Raw genomic sequence first — 16,222 nt, 5'->3', positions numbered from 1 at the left:
GGCTTCACATAGATCCGGGTCGGTTCGAGCAGCGCCTCGCCGAGCTCGCGGGCGGGCTCAAAGGGCGCCGGCTCGGTCCAGCCGAGCCCGGCCCGCTCCACGATGCGGCGAACCAGCGAGAAGCCGTTGGAATGGGCCCCGGAGGAGGGCAGGCCGAGCAACACGTCGCCCGGCACCACGTCGCCGCGCGGCAGCAGCGTGCCGCGTTCGGCCGCGCCGACCGCAAATCCGGCCAGGTCATAATCGCCGCGGCCGTAGAGCCCGGGCATCTCGGCGGTCTCGCCGCCGATCAGGGCGCAACCGGCCATGCGGCAGCCCTCCGCGATGCCCCGCACGATCTCCACCCCGACGGCGGGCTCGAGCTTGGCGGTCGCGAAATAGTCGAGGAACAGGAGCGGCTCCGCCCCCTGCACCACGAGATCGTTGACGCACATGGCGACAAGGTCGATCCCGATGGTGCCGTGGCGGCCGGTCTCGATCGCGATCTTGACCTTGGTCCCGACGCCGTCATTGGCCGCGACCAGGATCGGGTCCACGAAGCCGGCGGCCTTGAGGTCGAACAGCCCCCCGAACCCGCCGATCTCGGCATCCGCGCCCGGCCGGCGCGTGGCCCGGACGAGCGGCTTGATCTGGTCCACGAGGCTGTTGCCGGCGTCGATGTCGACACCCGCATCCGCATAGGTCAGCCCGGCGACAGCCGTGTTCTCCGGCCCGCTCACGCCCTGGTCCGCATCGGCGATCAGCTCTTTCCCTGGCATCGGCCGGGGAGTAAGGGTCCGAACGACTGGGCGCAAGCTCAACCCTCGGAGCGGCCGGGCCGCAGCGCCCTAGCCCCCCTGTAGCGTCCATGACCATCCCCAACCTGATCACGATTGCGCGGCTGATCATGGTCCCGATCGTCGTGGTGATGATCGGGCAGGGCCTGTGGATGGCGGCGTTCCTGGTCTTCGTGGTGGCCGGGATCTCGGACGCGGCCGACGGCATCATCGCCCGGCGCTACCATCTGCGGACGGAGCTCGGCGCCTATCTCGATCCGCTCGCCGACAAGGCGCTGCTGGTCTCGATCTACGTCACCCTGTCGGTGGTGGGCGTGCTGCCGGGCTGGCTCGCCGTGATCGTGGTGTCGCGGGACGCGATGATCGTGTCGGCCATTCTGGTGTCCAGGCTGATGGACCGTCCGGTGGAGATCAAACCGCTCTTCGTGTCAAAACTGAACACTGCCGCGCAAATCGCTTACGCGGCTCTTGTTCTCGGCATGATGGCGATGGACGACCCGCCTGGCCGCGTGCTGCTGGCCGGCATGGTCGTGGTCGCAGTCTTGACCGTGCTTTCGGCCGCTGCCTATCTCGCCCGATGGCTCCGGCACATGGCAGGCTGACATCCCGCCGACCTGTGCGGCCGGCTGGGTTGGCATGATGCAGCGGCAACTCGGCATGTGGCTCGCGACCGGCTTGGTCGCGCTTCTGGTTCTGTATGTGCTTCGGGACATCCTGCTGCCCTTCGTGGCCGGGGCGGCGCTGGCCTATCTGCTGGATCCGCTTGCCGACCGGCTCGACCGGATCGGCATCGGGCGGCTCGGGGCCACGATCCTGATCCTGGGCCTGTTCGTGCTGATCTTCGTGCTCGGCCTCGTGATCATCGTGCCGATCGCCGTGAACCAGATCGTCGCCTTTGCCGAGCAATTGCCCACCTATGTGACTCGCCTCCAGGGCCTGATCGCCGAGCACGGCGCGCCCCTGATCGAGCGGGTGGGCGGCCAGGACGCCCTGCAGCAGGTGCAACGCTCAATCGGCGATGTGGTTGGGCAGGGCGCGGCCTGGGTGGCGACGTTTCTGCGCTCCATCTGGAGCGGCGGCAAAGCGGTGGTCGGCGTGATGTCGATCCTGGTCGTGACGCCCGTGGTCGCCTTCTACCTCCTGGTTGATTGGGACCGGATGATTCTGACCATCGACAGCTGGGTGCCGCCCCGGAACCGGGCCACCGTGCGGCGCCTCGCCCGCGAAATGGACCGGGCGGTGGCCGGCTTCGTGCGCGGGCAGACCGCGGTCTGCATCATCCTGGGCCTGTTCTATGCCACCGGCCTCAGCCTGATCGGGCTGAACTTCGGCGTCCTGATCGGCATGCTGGCCGGCCTGATCAGCTTCGTGCCCTATGTCGGCTCGCTGACCGGGCTGTTTCTGTCCGTGGGCGTGGCCCTGGTGCAGTTCCTGCCCGATTGGACCTGGGTCGCCGTGACGCTCGGCATCTTCCTGGTCGGGCAGTTCGTCGAGGGCAACATTCTGTCGCCGAAGCTCGTGGGCGACGCCGTGGGGCTCCATCCGGTCTGGCTGATGTTCGCCCTTCTCGCCTTCGGCTCGATGTTCGGCTTTGTCGGCCTGCTGCTCGCGGTTCCGGTCTCGGCCATGCTTGGCGTGCTGGCCCGCTTCGCGCTCGCCCGCTATCGCGGCAGCGAGATGTATCTCGGAGCAGACGAGGGGGCGCCGGAGATCCGCTCCCTGCGAGCTGGCCAGGCCCCGGATGCTTGAGCGGGGCCGTCAACTCGCCTTCGATCTGCCGGTCCGGCCCCAACTCGGGATCGAGGACTTCCTGGTCGGCCTGTCGAACGAGAGCGCCTTCGACACGATTGTGCGCTGGCCGGACTGGCCGGGCCCGCTCATGCATCTGCGTGGCGCGCGGGGCAGCGGCAAAAGCCATCTCGCGGCGATCTGGGCCGAGCGGGCCGGGGCCGAGACCGTGGCGGCCGGGGATGTGGGCAGGGCAGCTGTGCCGGCGCTCGCGGCCCAGCCCGCCATCGTGCTGGAGGATCTCGACCGCGGCCCCGTCGACGAGCCGGCGCTGTTCCACCTCGTCAACCTGGTGCGCGAGCGGGGCGGGTCGCTGCTGGTCACTAGCGCCGCCGCGGTGGATGGCTGCGGCCTCGTCCTGCCAGACCTCCTGTCGCGGCTCCGGCTTGCCCCCTCGCTCGCCATCGACCCTCCGGACGACGACCTCCTGCGGGCGGTGCTGGTGAAGCTGTTTGTGGACCGGCAGCTTGTGGTGGATGCGAGCGTCGTCAGCTTCGTGGCCGCCCGCATCGAGCGGTCGTTCGAGGCTGCCGCCGCGGCCGTGGCAAGGCTCGACCGCGAAGCCCTGAGCCGGGGCCGCCGCGTGACCCGGCCCATGGCGGCGGACATCCTGCCGCAGGACGGGCGCGGCGACGAAGCCTGAGAGTGGCCCACGCCCGGGCGGGCTGGCCTCGCGGCCGGTTTCGCGGGATGCTGGCTGTCCGGGGCTGGCTGTCCGGATCCGGCCCGGGGGGTCGATCGTTGGTCGACGGGTGGCGCGGTTTCGCGCAATCTGGTTATCCGGGAATCCGGCTCCGGGCTGCGCCCCGGATCGGCGACCGACCATGCCCGTCGCGGAGCGCGCAAGGTCGCCCCTGTCACAGGAAGGCTGATAGTGACCGCGCGACCGAGACGGACGAGGCAGGACATCGAGGCGTCGCAGCAAAGCGAGATCCTGACCGAGCGGCCGCGGCTCTGGGCCGTTCCGAGCGCGCCCGCTCAGGCGGCGGAGGCGGCCGAGGGGCAGGCGCTGCGCACGTCACCCCAGCGCTTCATCAACCGCGAGATCTCGTGGCTGCACTTCAACAGGCGCGTGCTGGAGGAGGCCTCCAACACCCAGCACCCCGTGCTGGAACAGCTCCGCTTCCTGTCGATCTCGGCCTCCAACCTGGACGAGTTCTTCATGGTGAGGGTGGCCGGCCTGCGAGGCCAGCTGCGCTCGGGGATCGACACCCTGTCGCAGGACGGGCTGTCCCCCTCGGAGCAACTCGCCCGCATCGCCCTCGAGGCCTCCACTCTGGCCGCCGACCAGCAGCGGCGCTGGACCGAACTCCAGGCCATCCTGCTGGAAGACGGCATCGTGGTGATCTCGGCCGACGAAACGACCGAGCGGGAGCGCCTGTGGCTCGAAACCTACTTCCTGAACCACCTCTTCCCGGTGCTGACCCCGCTCGCGGTGGATCCGGCACACCCGTTTCCGTTTATCCCGAATCTCGGCTTCTCGATCGCCCTCAAGCTGTCCCGCAAGGTCGACGGGCGGCCCATGAACGCGCTGATTCGCCTGCCCGCCAAGATCGACCGGTTCATCCGGCTGCCGGACCTCGCCGAGACGGGCGGGGCGCGGTTCATCACCCTGGAACAGGCGACGAACATGTTCGCCAACATCCTGTTCCCGGGCTACGTCGTGGAAGGGCAGGGCGCCTTTCGGGTCATCCGTGATTCCGACATCGAGGTGGAGGAGGAGGCCGAGGACCTGGTCCTCCTCTACGAGACCGCGCTGAAGCGCCGCCGGCGAGGCAGCGTCATCCGGCTCGAGGTCGAGGCGGCCATGCCGGACGACCTCGCCCATTTCGTCGCCGACGAACTGGATGCCACAGCCGACGAGATCTTCGACATCGCCGGCACGCTCGCGCTCAACGAACTGTCTCAGCTCGTCTCGCTCGACCGCCCCGACCTCAAGTTCAAACCCTACAATCCCCGCTTTCCGGAGCGCATCCGCGAACACGGCTCCGATTGCTTCGCGGCGATCCGGCCCAAGGACATCGTCGTCCACCATCCGTACGAATCGTTCGACGCCGTGCTGCTGTTTCTGCAGCAGGCGGCCCGGGACCCGCACGTCATTGCGATCAAGCAGACGTTGTATCGCACCTCCTCCGACTCCCCCATCGTGCGGGCGCTCGCGGAGGCGGCCGAGGCCGGCAAGTCCGTCACCGCGCTGGTGGAACTCAAGGCGCGGTTTGACGAGGAGGCGAACATCCGCTGGGCACGCGACCTCGAACGCGCCGGCGCCCAGGTCGTCTACGGCTTCGTCGAGCTCAAGACGCACGCCAAACTGTCGCTGGTGGTGCGCCGGGAGGGCGGCCAGCTCGTGACCTATTGCCATGTCGGCACCGGCAACTACCACCCGGTGACCGCCCGCATCTACACCGACCTGTCCTTCTTCACGGCCGACCCGGCCATGGGCCGCGACGTCGCCCGCATGTTCAACTTCATCACCGGCTATGCCGAGCCGGACGAACTCGAATTGATGGCGGTCTCGCCGGTGAATCTGCGCAAGCGCCTCCTCAAGCGGATCGAGGAGGAGGTCGCCCATGCCAAGGCGGGTCGCCCCGCCGCGATCTGGGGCAAGTGCAACTCGCTGGTCGATCCCGCCATCATCGACGCCCTCTACGACGCGAGCCAGGCCGGGGTGCAGATCGACCTCGTGGTGCGGGGCATCTGCTGCCTCAGGCCCGGCATCCCGGGCCTGTCGGAGAACATCCGGGTCAAGTCCATCGTCGGCCGCTTCCTGGAGCACAGCCGCATCTACGCCTTTGGGAGCGGCCACGGGCTGCCCCATCCGGACGCCACGGTGTACATCTCGTCGGCCGACCTGATGACCCGCAACCTGGACCGGCGGGTGGAGGCGTTGACCCCGATTCTCAACCCCACCGTGCACGAGCAGGTGCTGAACCAGATCATGCTCGCGAATCTGCTCGACACCGAGCAGAGCTGGACGGTATTGCCGTCCGGCGCCTCGGAACGCATGCGGTTGCGGGACGGCGAGGAACCGTTCAACGCCCACCGCTATTTCATGACCAATCCGAGCCTGTCCGGCCGGGGCAAGTCCCAGAAGAAATCCAGCCCTCGGTCGCTTGCGAAGCGTGGACGCTCCTCCTCATCTCCCTGACCCGGCGCCCGGGCGCCTGCAGCGCGTCCGGCCGATCGCGATCATCGACATCGGTTCGAATTCCGTTCGCCTGGTGATCTATGAGGGGCATTCGCGCGCGCCCACTCCCCTCTACAACGAGAAGCTGCTCTGCGGCCTGGGCAAAGGGGTGGCGACCACCGGCCGCCTTCCCGAGGACGCCGTCCACCGCGCGCTGGAGGCGCTGGCCCGGTTCAGGCTCCTGTGCCAGATCGCCGACGTGCGCTGGGTGCGGGTGCTGGCGACTGCGGCCGCGCGCGACGCCGAGAACGGCCCGGCCTTCCTGGAGGCGGCGCGGCGCGCCTGCGGCCACGAGGTCGAGCTGCTGTCGGGCGAGCGCGAGGCGATGCTGTCCGCCTTCGGCGTGATCTCGAGCTTCTACGAGCCGGACGGGCTGGTCGGCGACCTCGGCGGGGGCAGCCTCGAACTGATCGACGTGGCCCAGGGCCGGGCGGGATCGGGCATCACGCGGCCGCTCGGCGGGCTGGTCCTCAGCGATCTCGCCGGAGGCTCACCCAAGAAGGCGGCCAAGATCACGCGCGAGTTGCTCGCCGGCGCGCCGCAGCTTGCTGCGCTGCCCGGCCGAACCTTTTACGCGGTGGGCGGCACCTTTCGGGCGCTCGCCAAGCTGCAGATGGCCGAGCGCGGCTACCCGATGCGCGTGCTGCACGGATACGATCTCGACCTCAGTGAAGGGCTGCAAGCGCTGGCGGCGCGGGCCTCGGCCACGAAGCAGGACGGCGTGTCCGAGCAGCGGCGGCCGCTGCTGGTCTATGGCGCCATCGTGCTGGACGAGATCATCCGGGTCGGCCGGCCGCAACGGATCACCATCTCGGCGCTCGGTGTCCGCGAGGGCCTGCTCTACGGCGAACTCGATCCGGCGACCCGGGTGGAGGACCCGCTCCTGGTCGCCGCGGCCGAGTTCAACATCCTGCGGTCGCGCGCGCCGCGGCACGGCTACGACCTGATCGCCTGGACAAACGCCGCCATTGAGCGGCTCGAGATCGCGGAAACGGCGGGGGAGAAGCGCCTGCGTCACGCGGCCTGTCTGCTCGCCGATATCGGCTGGCGCGCCCATCCGGATTACCGCAGCGACCAGAGCCTGGCCCTGATCTCGCAATCGTCGCTGCTGGCCATCGATCATCCGGGCCGGGCGTTTCTCGCCCTGGCGGTCCACTACCGGTACGCTGGGCTCTCGGCGGACAAGGTGCCGGCCGACACCTTCGGGATGGCGACACCGCGCCTGCGGGAGCTGGCGCGCCGCCTGGGCGCTCTGCTTCGCGTGGCCTACCCGGTCTCGATCGCCATGCCGGGCCTTCTCAGGGGCACGTCGCTCGGCCTCGAAGACGGCAGTGTCGTCTTGCGCCTCCCGGCCGAGCTGGCCCCGCTTGCGAGCGAGCGGCTGGCCGGCCGGCTAGGGGCTTTGGCCAAGCTGCTCCGCCGCGCCAGCCGGATCGAGATCGGCGGCGTTTCCCGCTGAGGTCAGGTCGGGCGCTCGCTCGTCACGACCCGGCCGTTTTCAATCGAAAGCCCGAGCGCGCCCGCCTTGAGGGCCAGCGCCTTCTCGCCGAACAGCCCGCGCCGCCAGCCGGAGAGGGCCGGCACGTCCGCCGTGTCGCTCTCGGCAATGGCTTCGAGGTCGTCCACGCTGGCGATCACCTTGGGGGCGACGCGCTCATTCTCCGCCACCGCCCGCAGCAGCACCTTGAGGAGTTCCACGGTGGCCCCACCGCCGCGGCCGCCGCGGGTGCGGCCCGGCACCGGCACGGTGTCGGGGGCGCGCGCGAGACCACGCTCGACCGCCTGGAGGATGTCGGCGCCGGTGCGGGAGCGCTCGAACCCGTTCGGAATGGTACGCAGACGGCCGAGGGCCTCGACGCTGCGCGGGGCCGATGTCGCCACATCGATCACGGCCTCGTCCTTGAGGACGCGGCTGCGCGGCACGTTGCGGCTCTGCGCCTCGCGCTCGCGCCAGGCCGCCACCTCCATCAGCACCGCGATCTCGCGCGGCTTGCGCATGCGGCCCGAGAGGCGTGTCCAGGCGAGGTCGGGGTCGTTGCGGTACGTGGCCTCAGAGGTGAGGATCCTCATCTCGTCGTCCAGCCAGGACGTGCGGCCGGTGCTGTCGAGCTCCTCGCGCAGGCGCTCGTAGACCGACACCAGGTGCGTCACGTCGGAGAGCGCGTAGGCGATCTGGTCGTCGCTGAGCGGCCGGCGCGACCAGTCGGTGAAGCGCGAGGACTTGTCGATGCGGGCGCGGGCGAGGTCGTTGGCGAGCTGCTCGTAGGAGACGCTGTCGCCGTAGCCGCAGACCATGGCGGCGATCTGCGTATCGAACAGCGGCGTCGGAATCACGGCGCCGATGTTCCAGACGATTTCCACGTCCTGCCGGGCGGAGTGGAACACCTTCACGACCCGCTCGTCGGTCATCAGCCGGAGAAAGGGCGAGAGGTCGATCTCGGGTGCGAGCGGATCGACCAGAACGCCGTCGTCGCCCGGCCCGGCCATCTGGATCAGGCAGAGCTTCGAATAATACGTCGTCTCCCGCATGAACTCGGTGTCGACGGTGACGAAGGGCAGGGCGGCCAGGCGCGCGCACGCTGCCTCGAGGGCGGCTGTCTCGGTGATCAACTCCATGCGCCGTCTTAGCGTAGCTATTCGGGCCGCGCGACGGGAGAATGACTCACGCGGCAGGCCCGCGCTGCCACGTGGCCACGGAGCGCTTGTCGCGGCCGGACCGCCCCTCGCCCTGGATGGCGGCCTCGATGTCGCGGGTCTTCAGGCTGACCGCGCCGGGCGCCCGCCCGAGGGTCACGAAAGCCGCGGCGGTGCACAAAAACAGCAGCAGCGTTCGGGGAAGGCTGAGGGGCATAACAGGGGCTCGCGGTGAGCCCTTTCTTGGTGGCCAGAGTCTCAACGGGACCTTGCGAATTTGAGTTAACGGCCTGCGCCCGGCGCAGGGCCGCCACGGTCCGGATGCTTGACTTGGCGGGTGGCGCATGGTCGGAGCCGGGCTCACCCCAGGCGACCTGTCATGCATCGATATCGCAGCCACACCTGCGGCGCCCTGCGCCCGTCCGACATTGGCACGACCGCTCGCCTGTCCGGCTGGTGCCACCGCATCCGCGACCATGGCGGCGTGCTCTTCATCGACCTGCGCGACCATTACGGGCTGACGCAATGCGTCGCCGATCCGGATTCGCCCGCCTTTCGGCTGGCCAACGAGGTCCGCTCGGAATGGGTGGTCCGGGTCGACGGCGTGGTGCGCGAGCGCCCGGCCGGCACCGCCAACCCGGACCTGCCCACCGGCCAACTGGAACTCTACATCACCGACATGGAGGTGCTGGGCCCGGCCGCCGAGCTGCCCGTGCCGGTCTTCGGCGACCAGGAATACCCGGAGGAGCAGCGGCTGAAATACCGCTTCCTCGATCTGCGCCGCGACAAGCTGCACAGCAACATCATGCGGCGCGGGCAGATCATCGATTCGCTGCGCCGGCGCATGAAGGAGGGCGGCTTCTTCGAGTTCCAGACGCCCATCCTGACCGCCTCGTCCCCCGAGGGCGCGCGCGACTTCCTGGTGCCGTCACGGCTGCATCCGGGCAAGTTCTACGCGCTGCCGCAGGCGCCGCAGCAGTTCAAGCAGCTGACCATGATCGCCGGCTTCGACCGCTATTTCCAGATCGCGCCCTGTTTCCGCGACGAGGACGCGCGCGCCGACCGCTCGCCGGGCGAGTTTTACCAGCTCGACATCGAGATGAGCTTCGTCACCCAGGAGGACGTGTTCCAGGCGGTCGAGCCGGTGCTGCGCGGCGTGTTCGAGGAATTCGCCGACGGCAAGCGCGTCACGGGCGAGTTCCCGCGCATCACCTACGCGGACGCAGCCCTGAAATACGGCACCGACAAGCCCGATCTCCGCAACCCGCTCGTGATCGCCGACGTCACGCGCGAGTTTTCCGAGGAGGGCGTCACCTTCAACGCCTTCAAGAACGTCATCAAGGCGGGCGGCGTGGTGCGGGCCATCCCGGCGCCGGGGGCCGGATCGCAGCCGCGCTCCTTCTTCGACAAGCTGAACGAATGGGCCCGCAGCGAAGGCGCGGCCGGCCTCGGCTACATCATCTTCTCCGACGAATCCGGGCGGCTCGAGGGCAAGGGGCCGATCGCCAAGTTCATTCCGCCCGACGTCCAGGCGTCGATCGCCACGCGGGCCGGCGTCGGGGCCGGGGACGCGGTGTTCTTTGCCGCGGGCGAGAGCGCCAAGGCGGCGAGCCTCGCCGGCAAGGCCCGCATCCGCATCGGTGACGAGCTCGAACTCTCCGACACCGATCAATACGCCTTCTGCTGGATCACCGACTTCCCGATGTACGAGTGGTCGGAGGAGGAGAAGAAAGTCGACTTCTCCCACAACCCGTTCTCCATGCCGAATTTCGATCACGAGGCCTTTCTCGCGCTCGGTCCCGACGACAAGGACACCATCCTCGGCATCAAGGCCTTCCAGTACGACATCGTCTGCAACGGCATCGAGCTGTCCTCGGGCGCCATCCGCAACCATCGCCCCGAGATCATGCGCAAGGCGTTTGGGCTGGCGGGCTACGGCGAGGAGGTGCTGGAGGAGAAGTTCGGCGGCATGCTGCGGGCGCTCACCTATGGCGCCCCGCCGCACGGCGGCATCGCGCCCGGTATCGACCGCATCGTCATGCTGCTCTGCGGCGAGAGCAACCTGCGCGAGGTGGTGCTCTACCCGATGAACCAGCGGGCCGAGGACCTCCTGATGGGCGCCCCCTCGGAGGTGACGCCGAAGCAGCTTCGAGAGCTGCACATTCGGCTGAACCTGCCCGCGAAGGGGTGACCGGCGCAGCGGCTGCCGCCCGCGACGTGCGGGTGGCCCCGGCGGCCGGAACGCCGGTCCCGGGTCGCGGCGTCCCGGGCGAGGCGGGCGGGGCTGCGATTCAGCTCCCCCCTGCAGAAAGCCCATCGCCGTGAATCCTGCCCGTATCGAAGCGCTCGTCGTCGCGCACGATTCAGCCAAGCGCCTGCCCGCCTGCCTGGCGGCCCTGGCGCTCGAGGGCGTGCCGGCCCTCGTGGTCGATAACGCCAGCCGGGATGGCTCGGCGGAGGTCGCGGAGCGGTTGGGCGCGCGCGTGCTGCGCCTCCCCCGGAACGAGGGCTATGGTCGGGCCAACAATCTGGGGGCGCGCACCAGCGGGGCCGAGTTCCTGCTGATCGCCAATCCGGACATCGTGCTTGATCCCGGCACCACGGCCGCACTTTTGGCGGCCGCCGCCCGCTACCCGGATGCCGGTCTTCTGGCCCCCCGCCTCCTGGAAGGGGAGACGCGCCTGTTCTTTCAGTCGCGCTCGCTTCTCTCGGCCGTCCTGCCCAACCCGAAAGGGGTTCCGTGCCGGCCCGACGGCGATGTCTGCGCGCCCTTCCTGTCCGGCGCCTGCTTTCTGATCCGCCGCGACCTGTTTCTGTCCGTCGGCGGCTTCGACGAGAAGATTTTCCTCTTCTACGAGGACGATGACCTCTGCCGCCGGCTGCTGGATGCCGGCCGCGCGCCCGTTCACGTGCACCACGGCACCGCCCGGCACGGGCGAGGGCTGTCGAGCGCGCCGGCCCCGGGCCGGGTGTTCCGCTCCCGCTGGCACCAGGCGTGGTCGCGGGCCTATGTGGCCAGCAAGTATGGCCTCCCGGGCGCGGCCCCCGGCATGCTGGCCCTGAACGCCCCCAAGGCGCTTCTCAGCCTCCTGAGCTTCCGCCGGTCGGTGATCGAGCGTTATCTCGGCTCCGCGGCCGGCGCCCTGGCCTTTTTGCGGGGCCGGACGGCGCTCGGTCGGGAGGGGTTGGACGGGTGATGGGACTCGGGCGGCTTCCCACGATCGAGGCCGCGCTGTCCCGGCCCTCCAACGGCTTTGCCGTGACCCGGCTGGCCCTGGCCCTGGCCGTGGTGGTGTCGCACGCCTTCAGCGTCACGACCGGCCATGTCGGCGACGAGCCGCTCGCCGCCGCGACGGGCTTCACGCTCGGCGAGCACGCCGTGAACGGCTTTTTCGCGATCTCCGGCTTCCTGGTCACGATGAGCTTCGCCCGCCGCGGCTGGCGGGACTACGCCCTGTCGCGCGCGCTCCGCATCGTGCCGGGCCTCGTGGTCGCCACCCTGATCGTCGGCCTTCTGATCGGCGGCGCGCTGACCCGGCTCGATCTCGCCGCCTACCTGCAGGATCCCGGGCTTTGGCGGTTCGTGTCCAGCACGGTGACCACCTTCAAGAGCAACACGGTGCTGCCGGGCGTGTTCGCTGACAATCCGTTCCGCTTCCCGATGGGCACGGTGTGGACGCTGAAATACGAGGTGCTGTGCTACGGCGGCGTGATGGTGGCCGGGCTCGCGGGCCTGCTCCGGTCGCGCCGCTTCGCAGCCGGTCTAGCCGCGGCGCTGTTCGTGGCCGTGCTGCTGCTGGACGTGCTCCTGCCGGGGGCCGGCAAGGGCCAGCAGACGGCGCTGCGGCTGCCGTTCCTCTTCGCGGCCGGCGGGGCGCTCTACCTGTGGCGCGACCGGGTCCGTCTGTCCGGGCTCCTGGCCGCGATCCTGTTCGGGGCGGCGATCCTGGCCCTCCGGTCTCCGGCCTATCAGGCCCTGCTCTTCGCGGCCGAGGCCTACGGCATCCTGTGGCTGTCGCTGTCCCCGGTCCTGGCCCGGCCGGCCTTCGACCTCCGCCACGATTTCTCCTACGGGACCTACCTCTATGGCTGGCCGGTGCAGCAGGCGCTGCGCCAGATCTTCCCGACGGCCTCCGCGGTGGCCTTGCTGGCGCCCTCGCTCCTGCTGACGCTCGGGATCGCGGCGCTGTCCTGGTTCGCGGTGGAGCGGCCCGCGCTCGCCCTCAAGGCGCGGGCGCTGGGCCGGCGGACGCTGCGGACGATCGAGCCCGCAGCGCCCTGACGGCCTCCAGGAACGGACCCAGCCGCTCGCTCTGCAGCAGCGGGATCAGGGCGGCCACGTCGCGGTCGGGCAGGGCCCACCAGGCCGTCTCCACCAGCGCCGCCACCGTCTCGTCGTCGAAGCGGGTGCGGATGAGGCGCGCCGGATTGCCGGCCACGATGCCGTAGGCCGGCACGTCCCGGGCGACCACGGCCCGGGCCGCGATCACGGCCCCGTCCCCGATGGTCACGCCCGACAGGATCATGGCGCCGGAGCCGATCCAGACGTCCGACCCGATGACGACATCGCCGCGCGTCTCGTGGTAGCCCGTGCCGAGCGCGTCGGCGCCGGGCCAGGCCTCCGCGAACGCGCCGAACGGAAAGGTCGTGACCCAATCGGTCCGGTGATTGCCCCCGAGCAGGATTTCGATCCGGTCGGCAAAGGAGCAGTAGCGGCCGATCGTGAGCCGGGCGCCCGATTCGGGGAACCGGACCTTGGGCCGACCATAGGAATGCTCGCCGATCTCGAACCCGTAGAGCTGGGCCAGCGGTGCGAGATGGACGCGGGTGGCATTGTGCGGGTTGCTCCAGTTGCGGAGCCGGTGGAGAAGCCTCACCGAACGGTGCGGCGGAGAGAAGAGGACAGCATGGCGGACGGCGTCTCGGACGACCTCAGAAGCGGGGCGCTGTTCTACCACCGCAATCCGCGGCCCGGTAAGCTCGAGATCCAGCCCACCAAGCCGCTCGGCAACCAGCGCGACCTCGCGCTCGCCTACACGCCCGGCGTCGCCATCGCCTGCGAGGCCATCGCGGCCGATCCCGCCGAGGCCGCCAACCTGACTATCCGGCAGAACCTCGTGGCCGTGGTGACCAACGGCACGGCGGTGCTCGGTCTTGGCAATATCGGCCCGCTCGCCTCCAAGCCCGTGATGGAGGGCAAGGCGGTCCTGTTCAAGAAATTCGCCGGCATCGACGTCTTCGACATCGAGCTGGATGCGAACGAGGTCGACCGCATGGTCGAGGTCGTGGCCGCCCTCGAGCCGACCTTCGGAGGCATCAACCTCGAGGACATCAAGGCTCCCGAGTGCTTTGAGATCGAGGAGCGGCTGAAGGCCCGGATGAACATCCCGGTCTTCCACGACGACCAGCACGGCACCGCCATCATCGTCGCGGCCGCGGTGCTCAACGCGCTCGAACTCGGCGGCAAAAAGCTCGACGAGGTCAAGATCGTGACCTCTGGCGCTGGCGCGGCCGCGCTGGCGACCCTCAACCTCCTGGTCTCGCTCGGGGTCCGGCGCGAGAACATCTGGGTCACCGACATCGAGGGCGTCGTCTGGCAGGGCCGCAACACGCTCATGGACAAGTGGAAGGCCGCCTATGCGCAGCCGACCGACAAGCGCAGTCTGTCCGAGGTCATCGAGGGCGCCGACGTGGTGATCGGGCTCTCGGCGGCGGGCGTGATCAAGCCCGAGATGCTGAAGCGGATGGCCGCCAACCCGCTCATCCTGGCGCTCGCCAACCCGACGCCCGAGATCATGCCGGACCTCGCCCGGGCGGCGCGGCCGGACGCGCTGATCTGCACCGGCCGGTCGGACTTCCCGAACCAGGTCAACAACGTCCTGTGCTTCCCCTACATTTTCCGGGGCGCCCTCGATGTCGGCGCCAGCACCATCAACGAGGAGATGAAGGCCGCCGCCGTCCGGGCCATCGCGGCGCTCGCCCGGGAAGCACCGTCGGACGTGGTGGCCCGTGCCTATGGCGGTGAGGCCCGGCCCTTCGGGCCCGATTCGCTGATCCCGAGCCCCTTCGATCCGCGCCTGATCCTGCGCATCGCGCCGGCCGTGGCCGAGGCCGCCATGCAGACGGGCGTGGCACGGCGGCCAGTTCCCGATCTCGACGCCTATGCCGAATCGCTCGGCCGCTTCGTGTTCCGGTCGGGCTTCGTCATGAAGCCGCTCTTCACGGCTGCCAAAGCCGCCCCGAAGCGGGTGGTCTATGCCGAGGGCGAGGACGAGCGCGTGCTGCGCGCGGTCCAGGTCGTGATCGAGGAGCGCATCGCGCGGCCCATCCTGATCGGCCGCCCGGCCGTGATCGAGGCGCGGCTGAAGCGCTTCGGCCTGTCCATGGTGCCGGGGCGCGATTTCGACCTCACCAATCCCGAGGACGACCCGCGCTACCGCGACTACGTGGCGACGTTCCTGGAGGTGGCCGGCCGCAAGGGCATCACACCCGACGCCGCCCGCACGCTGGTGCGCACCAACGCCACCGTGATCGGCGCGCTGGCGCTGCGTCGGGGCGATGCGGACGCGCTGCTTTGCGGGCTGGAGGGGCGGTTCCGGTCCAACCTCCGGCACATCTCGGACATCGTCGGGCTGGCGCCCGGGATCCAGGATCTCGCCGCCATGAGCCTCCTGATCACCTCCAAGGGCGCCTATTTCCTGGCCGACACCCATGTGCGGCCGGAGCCGACCGCCGAGGAGATCGCCGACATGGCGATTTCCTGCGCCAGCCACGTGCGGCGCTTCGGCATGCAGCCGAAGATCGCGCTGGTGTCGCATTCGGATTTCGGCTCGTCCGATTCCCTTTCCGCCAAAAAGATGCGGTCGGCCCTGGCGCTGGTGCGCGAGCGGGCGCCGACGCTCGAGGTGGATGGCGAGATGGCGGCCGACACCGCCCTGTCGGAGCTGATCCGCGACCGGGTCCATCCGGGCTCGGCGCTGAAGGGGGAGGCGAACCTCCTGATCATGCCCAACCTGGACGCGGCCAACATCGCCTTCCAGATCGTGAAGATGCTGGCCGACGCCCTCCCGGTCGGGCCGGTGCTGGTCGGGCCGGCGCGGCCGGTGCACATCCTGACCCCGTCCGTGACCGCGCGCGGCATCGTCAACATGACCGCGGTCGCCGTGGTTGAGGCGCAATCCGCCGCAGAGGCGGAGGCCGCCTCCTTCGCCATCTGAGCCGAGGCGAGGGCGGGCGCCGGCTCCGCCCTATTCGGCGACGGCGGTGATCTCCAGCGCCTCGATGACCGAGGCCGGATCGGACCCGGCCGTGAAGTCCGCGAGGCCGTAGCCGCCGGCCGCCTTGGCGCGCGCCCGCACGATCAGACGGCCGGGCTTCGCGACGAAGCGGGCCACGGCCTGTGCCAGGGTCTTGGCGCCCTGCGAATTGCCGAGGATCGCCGGAATCCCGACCGCGGCAGCCATGCCGTATTCGCGACGGATATCCTCGCCGTTGCGCTTCTGGCGGCGGGCCTCCCGGGCGATGACACGCTCGAACAGGCCGCGGTTTTCGAGCGTGAGCTCGAGCGCCTTGCCGGTGGCCGCAACGGCCGCGACGGTGGCCACGGCGCTGTCGGGGCTGAACACGTCGCGCGTGACGTTGCCGACGATGCCGCGCAGGACGGCGCTTCCCATGCCGGCGCCGTCGACTGAGATCTCCCGGATCACGAGCTCCTGGCCCGCCTCGTTCCAGCCGAGATGCGTGGTCAGCGAACCGTCCACACGCTCGTAGCCGAGTTCGGCGAGCTGTTTCAGGCTGTCGTCCTCCGGGTTGGCCGGGATCGGGAAGGTGAGGTTGC

At 69.7% G+C, this 16,222-nt stretch carries 13 protein-coding genes and 1 pseudogene; 9 read left to right on the top strand and 5 right to left on the bottom strand.

Annotation, left to right across the window (positions count from 1 at the left end; genetic code table 11):
• A partial coding sequence (gene purM, locus JWR86_RS11210; protein WP_299565108.1) for a phosphoribosylformylglycinamidine cyclo-ligase occupies nucleotides 1-719 on the bottom strand: 719 nt, incomplete at its 3' end.
• A gap of 128 nt (nucleotides 720-847) precedes the next feature.
• Between purM and JWR86_RS11205 the strand changes: the two genes are divergently transcribed.
• The 5 genes from JWR86_RS11205 to JWR86_RS11185 all read left to right on the top strand — a co-directional run bounded on the left by JWR86_RS11205 (nucleotide 848) and on the right by JWR86_RS11185 (nucleotide 7,210).
• A complete protein-coding gene (locus JWR86_RS11205) occupies nucleotides 848-1,378 on the top strand; it encodes a CDP-alcohol phosphatidyltransferase family protein (RefSeq protein WP_299565106.1) in 531 nt (176 codons plus the stop codon).
• Nucleotides 1,379-1,412: 34 nt separating this feature from the next.
• Complete coding sequence (locus JWR86_RS11200; protein WP_299565104.1) at nucleotides 1,413-2,525, top strand: AI-2E family transporter; 1,113 nt, start codon at nucleotides 1,413-1,415, stop codon at nucleotides 2,523-2,525.
• Nucleotides 2,518-3,207 (top strand): DnaA/Hda family protein, encoded by a 690-nt coding sequence (locus JWR86_RS11195; RefSeq protein ID WP_299565102.1) that lies wholly within the window; start codon nucleotides 2,518-2,520, stop codon nucleotides 3,205-3,207. Before JWR86_RS11200 ends, JWR86_RS11195 begins: the two co-directional genes overlap by 8 nt.
• A 288-nt stretch (nucleotides 3,208-3,495) precedes the next feature.
• Complete coding sequence (locus tag JWR86_RS11190) at nucleotides 3,496-5,712, top strand: RNA degradosome polyphosphate kinase (protein WP_299565114.1); 2,217 nt, start codon at nucleotides 3,496-3,498, stop codon at nucleotides 5,710-5,712.
• Nucleotides 5,687-7,210 carry a Ppx/GppA phosphatase family protein gene (locus JWR86_RS11185; RefSeq protein ID WP_299565100.1) on the top strand — a complete coding sequence of 508 codons (1,524 nt, stop codon included), beginning with the start codon at nucleotides 5,687-5,689 and terminating at the stop codon, nucleotides 7,208-7,210. Before JWR86_RS11190 ends, JWR86_RS11185 begins: the two co-directional genes overlap by 26 nt.
• 2 nt (nucleotides 7,211-7,212) lie before the next feature.
• Here JWR86_RS11185 and rnd read toward each other — a convergent pair whose 3' ends face one another.
• Both rnd and JWR86_RS11175 read right to left on the bottom strand, forming a co-directional pair.
• Nucleotides 7,213-8,367, bottom strand: a complete 1,155-nt coding sequence (gene rnd / locus JWR86_RS11180; RefSeq protein ID WP_299565098.1) for a ribonuclease D — start codon at nucleotides 8,365-8,367, stop codon at nucleotides 7,213-7,215.
• Nucleotides 8,368-8,413: 46 nt separating this feature from the next.
• Nucleotides 8,414-8,602 (bottom strand): hypothetical protein, encoded by a 189-nt coding sequence (locus JWR86_RS11175; RefSeq protein ID WP_299565096.1) that lies wholly within the window; start codon nucleotides 8,600-8,602, stop codon nucleotides 8,414-8,416.
• A 162-nt stretch (nucleotides 8,603-8,764) separates the two neighbouring features.
• On the opposite strand from JWR86_RS11175, the gene aspS reads away from it, so the two are divergent.
• The 3 genes from aspS to JWR86_RS11160 all read left to right on the top strand — a co-directional run bounded on the left by aspS (nucleotide 8,765) and on the right by JWR86_RS11160 (nucleotide 12,667).
• Nucleotides 8,765-10,576 carry an aspartate--tRNA ligase gene (gene aspS, locus JWR86_RS11170; protein WP_299565093.1) on the top strand — a complete coding sequence of 604 codons (1,812 nt, stop codon included), beginning with the start codon at nucleotides 8,765-8,767 and terminating at the stop codon, nucleotides 10,574-10,576.
• 124 nt (nucleotides 10,577-10,700) lie between these two features.
• Complete coding sequence (locus tag JWR86_RS11165) at nucleotides 10,701-11,582, top strand: glycosyltransferase family 2 protein (RefSeq protein WP_299565111.1); 882 nt, start codon at nucleotides 10,701-10,703, stop codon at nucleotides 11,580-11,582.
• Complete coding sequence (locus JWR86_RS11160; protein WP_299565091.1) at nucleotides 11,582-12,667, top strand: acyltransferase; 1,086 nt, start codon at nucleotides 11,582-11,584, stop codon at nucleotides 12,665-12,667. Before JWR86_RS11165 ends, JWR86_RS11160 begins: the two co-directional genes overlap by 1 nt.
• Here JWR86_RS11160 and JWR86_RS11155 read toward each other — a convergent pair.
• Complete coding sequence (locus JWR86_RS11155; RefSeq protein WP_299565089.1) at nucleotides 12,609-13,262, bottom strand: CatB-related O-acetyltransferase; 654 nt, start codon at nucleotides 13,260-13,262, stop codon at nucleotides 12,609-12,611. The genes JWR86_RS11160 and JWR86_RS11155 overlap by 59 nt on opposite strands.
• Nucleotides 13,263-13,292: 30 nt before the next feature.
• Here JWR86_RS11155 and JWR86_RS11150 point away from each other — a divergent pair, with 30 nt between their 5' ends.
• A complete protein-coding gene (locus tag JWR86_RS11150; RefSeq protein ID WP_299565086.1) occupies nucleotides 13,293-15,602 on the top strand; it encodes an NADP-dependent malic enzyme in 2,310 nt (769 codons plus the stop codon).
• 30 nt (nucleotides 15,603-15,632) lie between these two features.
• Here JWR86_RS11150 and JWR86_RS11145 read toward each other — a convergent pair.
• Nucleotides 15,633-16,222 (bottom strand): annotated as a pseudogene (locus tag JWR86_RS11145) (hypothetical protein); the annotation flags it as partial.

The organism is Enterovirga sp. (assembly GCF_028290205.1).
GTDB lineage: Bacteria > Pseudomonadota > Alphaproteobacteria > Rhizobiales > Beijerinckiaceae > Enterovirga.
The sequence above is the reverse complement of the archived record's forward strand: the minus strand, read 5'-3'. Positions and strand labels throughout refer to the sequence as shown.

Coding starts and splice junctions, on each gene's coding strand:
- JWR86_RS11205 (WP_299565106.1), top strand. CDS start 848: ATGACCATCCCCAACCTGATCACGATTGCGCGGCTGATCATGGTCCCG.
- JWR86_RS11200 (WP_299565104.1), top strand. CDS start 1,413: ATGATGCAGCGGCAACTCGGCATGTGGCTCGCGACCGGCTTGGTCGCG.
- JWR86_RS11195 (WP_299565102.1), top strand. CDS start 2,518: ATGCTTGAGCGGGGCCGTCAACTCGCCTTCGATCTGCCGGTCCGGCCC.
- rnd (WP_299565098.1), bottom strand. CDS start 8,367: ATGGAGTTGATCACCGAGACAGCCGCCCTCGAGGCAGCGTGCGCGCGC.
- JWR86_RS11175 (WP_299565096.1), bottom strand. CDS start 8,602: ATGCCCCTCAGCCTTCCCCGAACGCTGCTGCTGTTTTTGTGCACCGCC.
- aspS (WP_299565093.1), top strand. CDS start 8,765: ATGCATCGATATCGCAGCCACACCTGCGGCGCCCTGCGCCCGTCCGAC.
- JWR86_RS11160 (WP_299565091.1), top strand. CDS start 11,582: ATGGGACTCGGGCGGCTTCCCACGATCGAGGCCGCGCTGTCCCGGCCC.
- JWR86_RS11150 (WP_299565086.1), top strand. CDS start 13,293: ATGGCGGACGGCGTCTCGGACGACCTCAGAAGCGGGGCGCTGTTCTAC.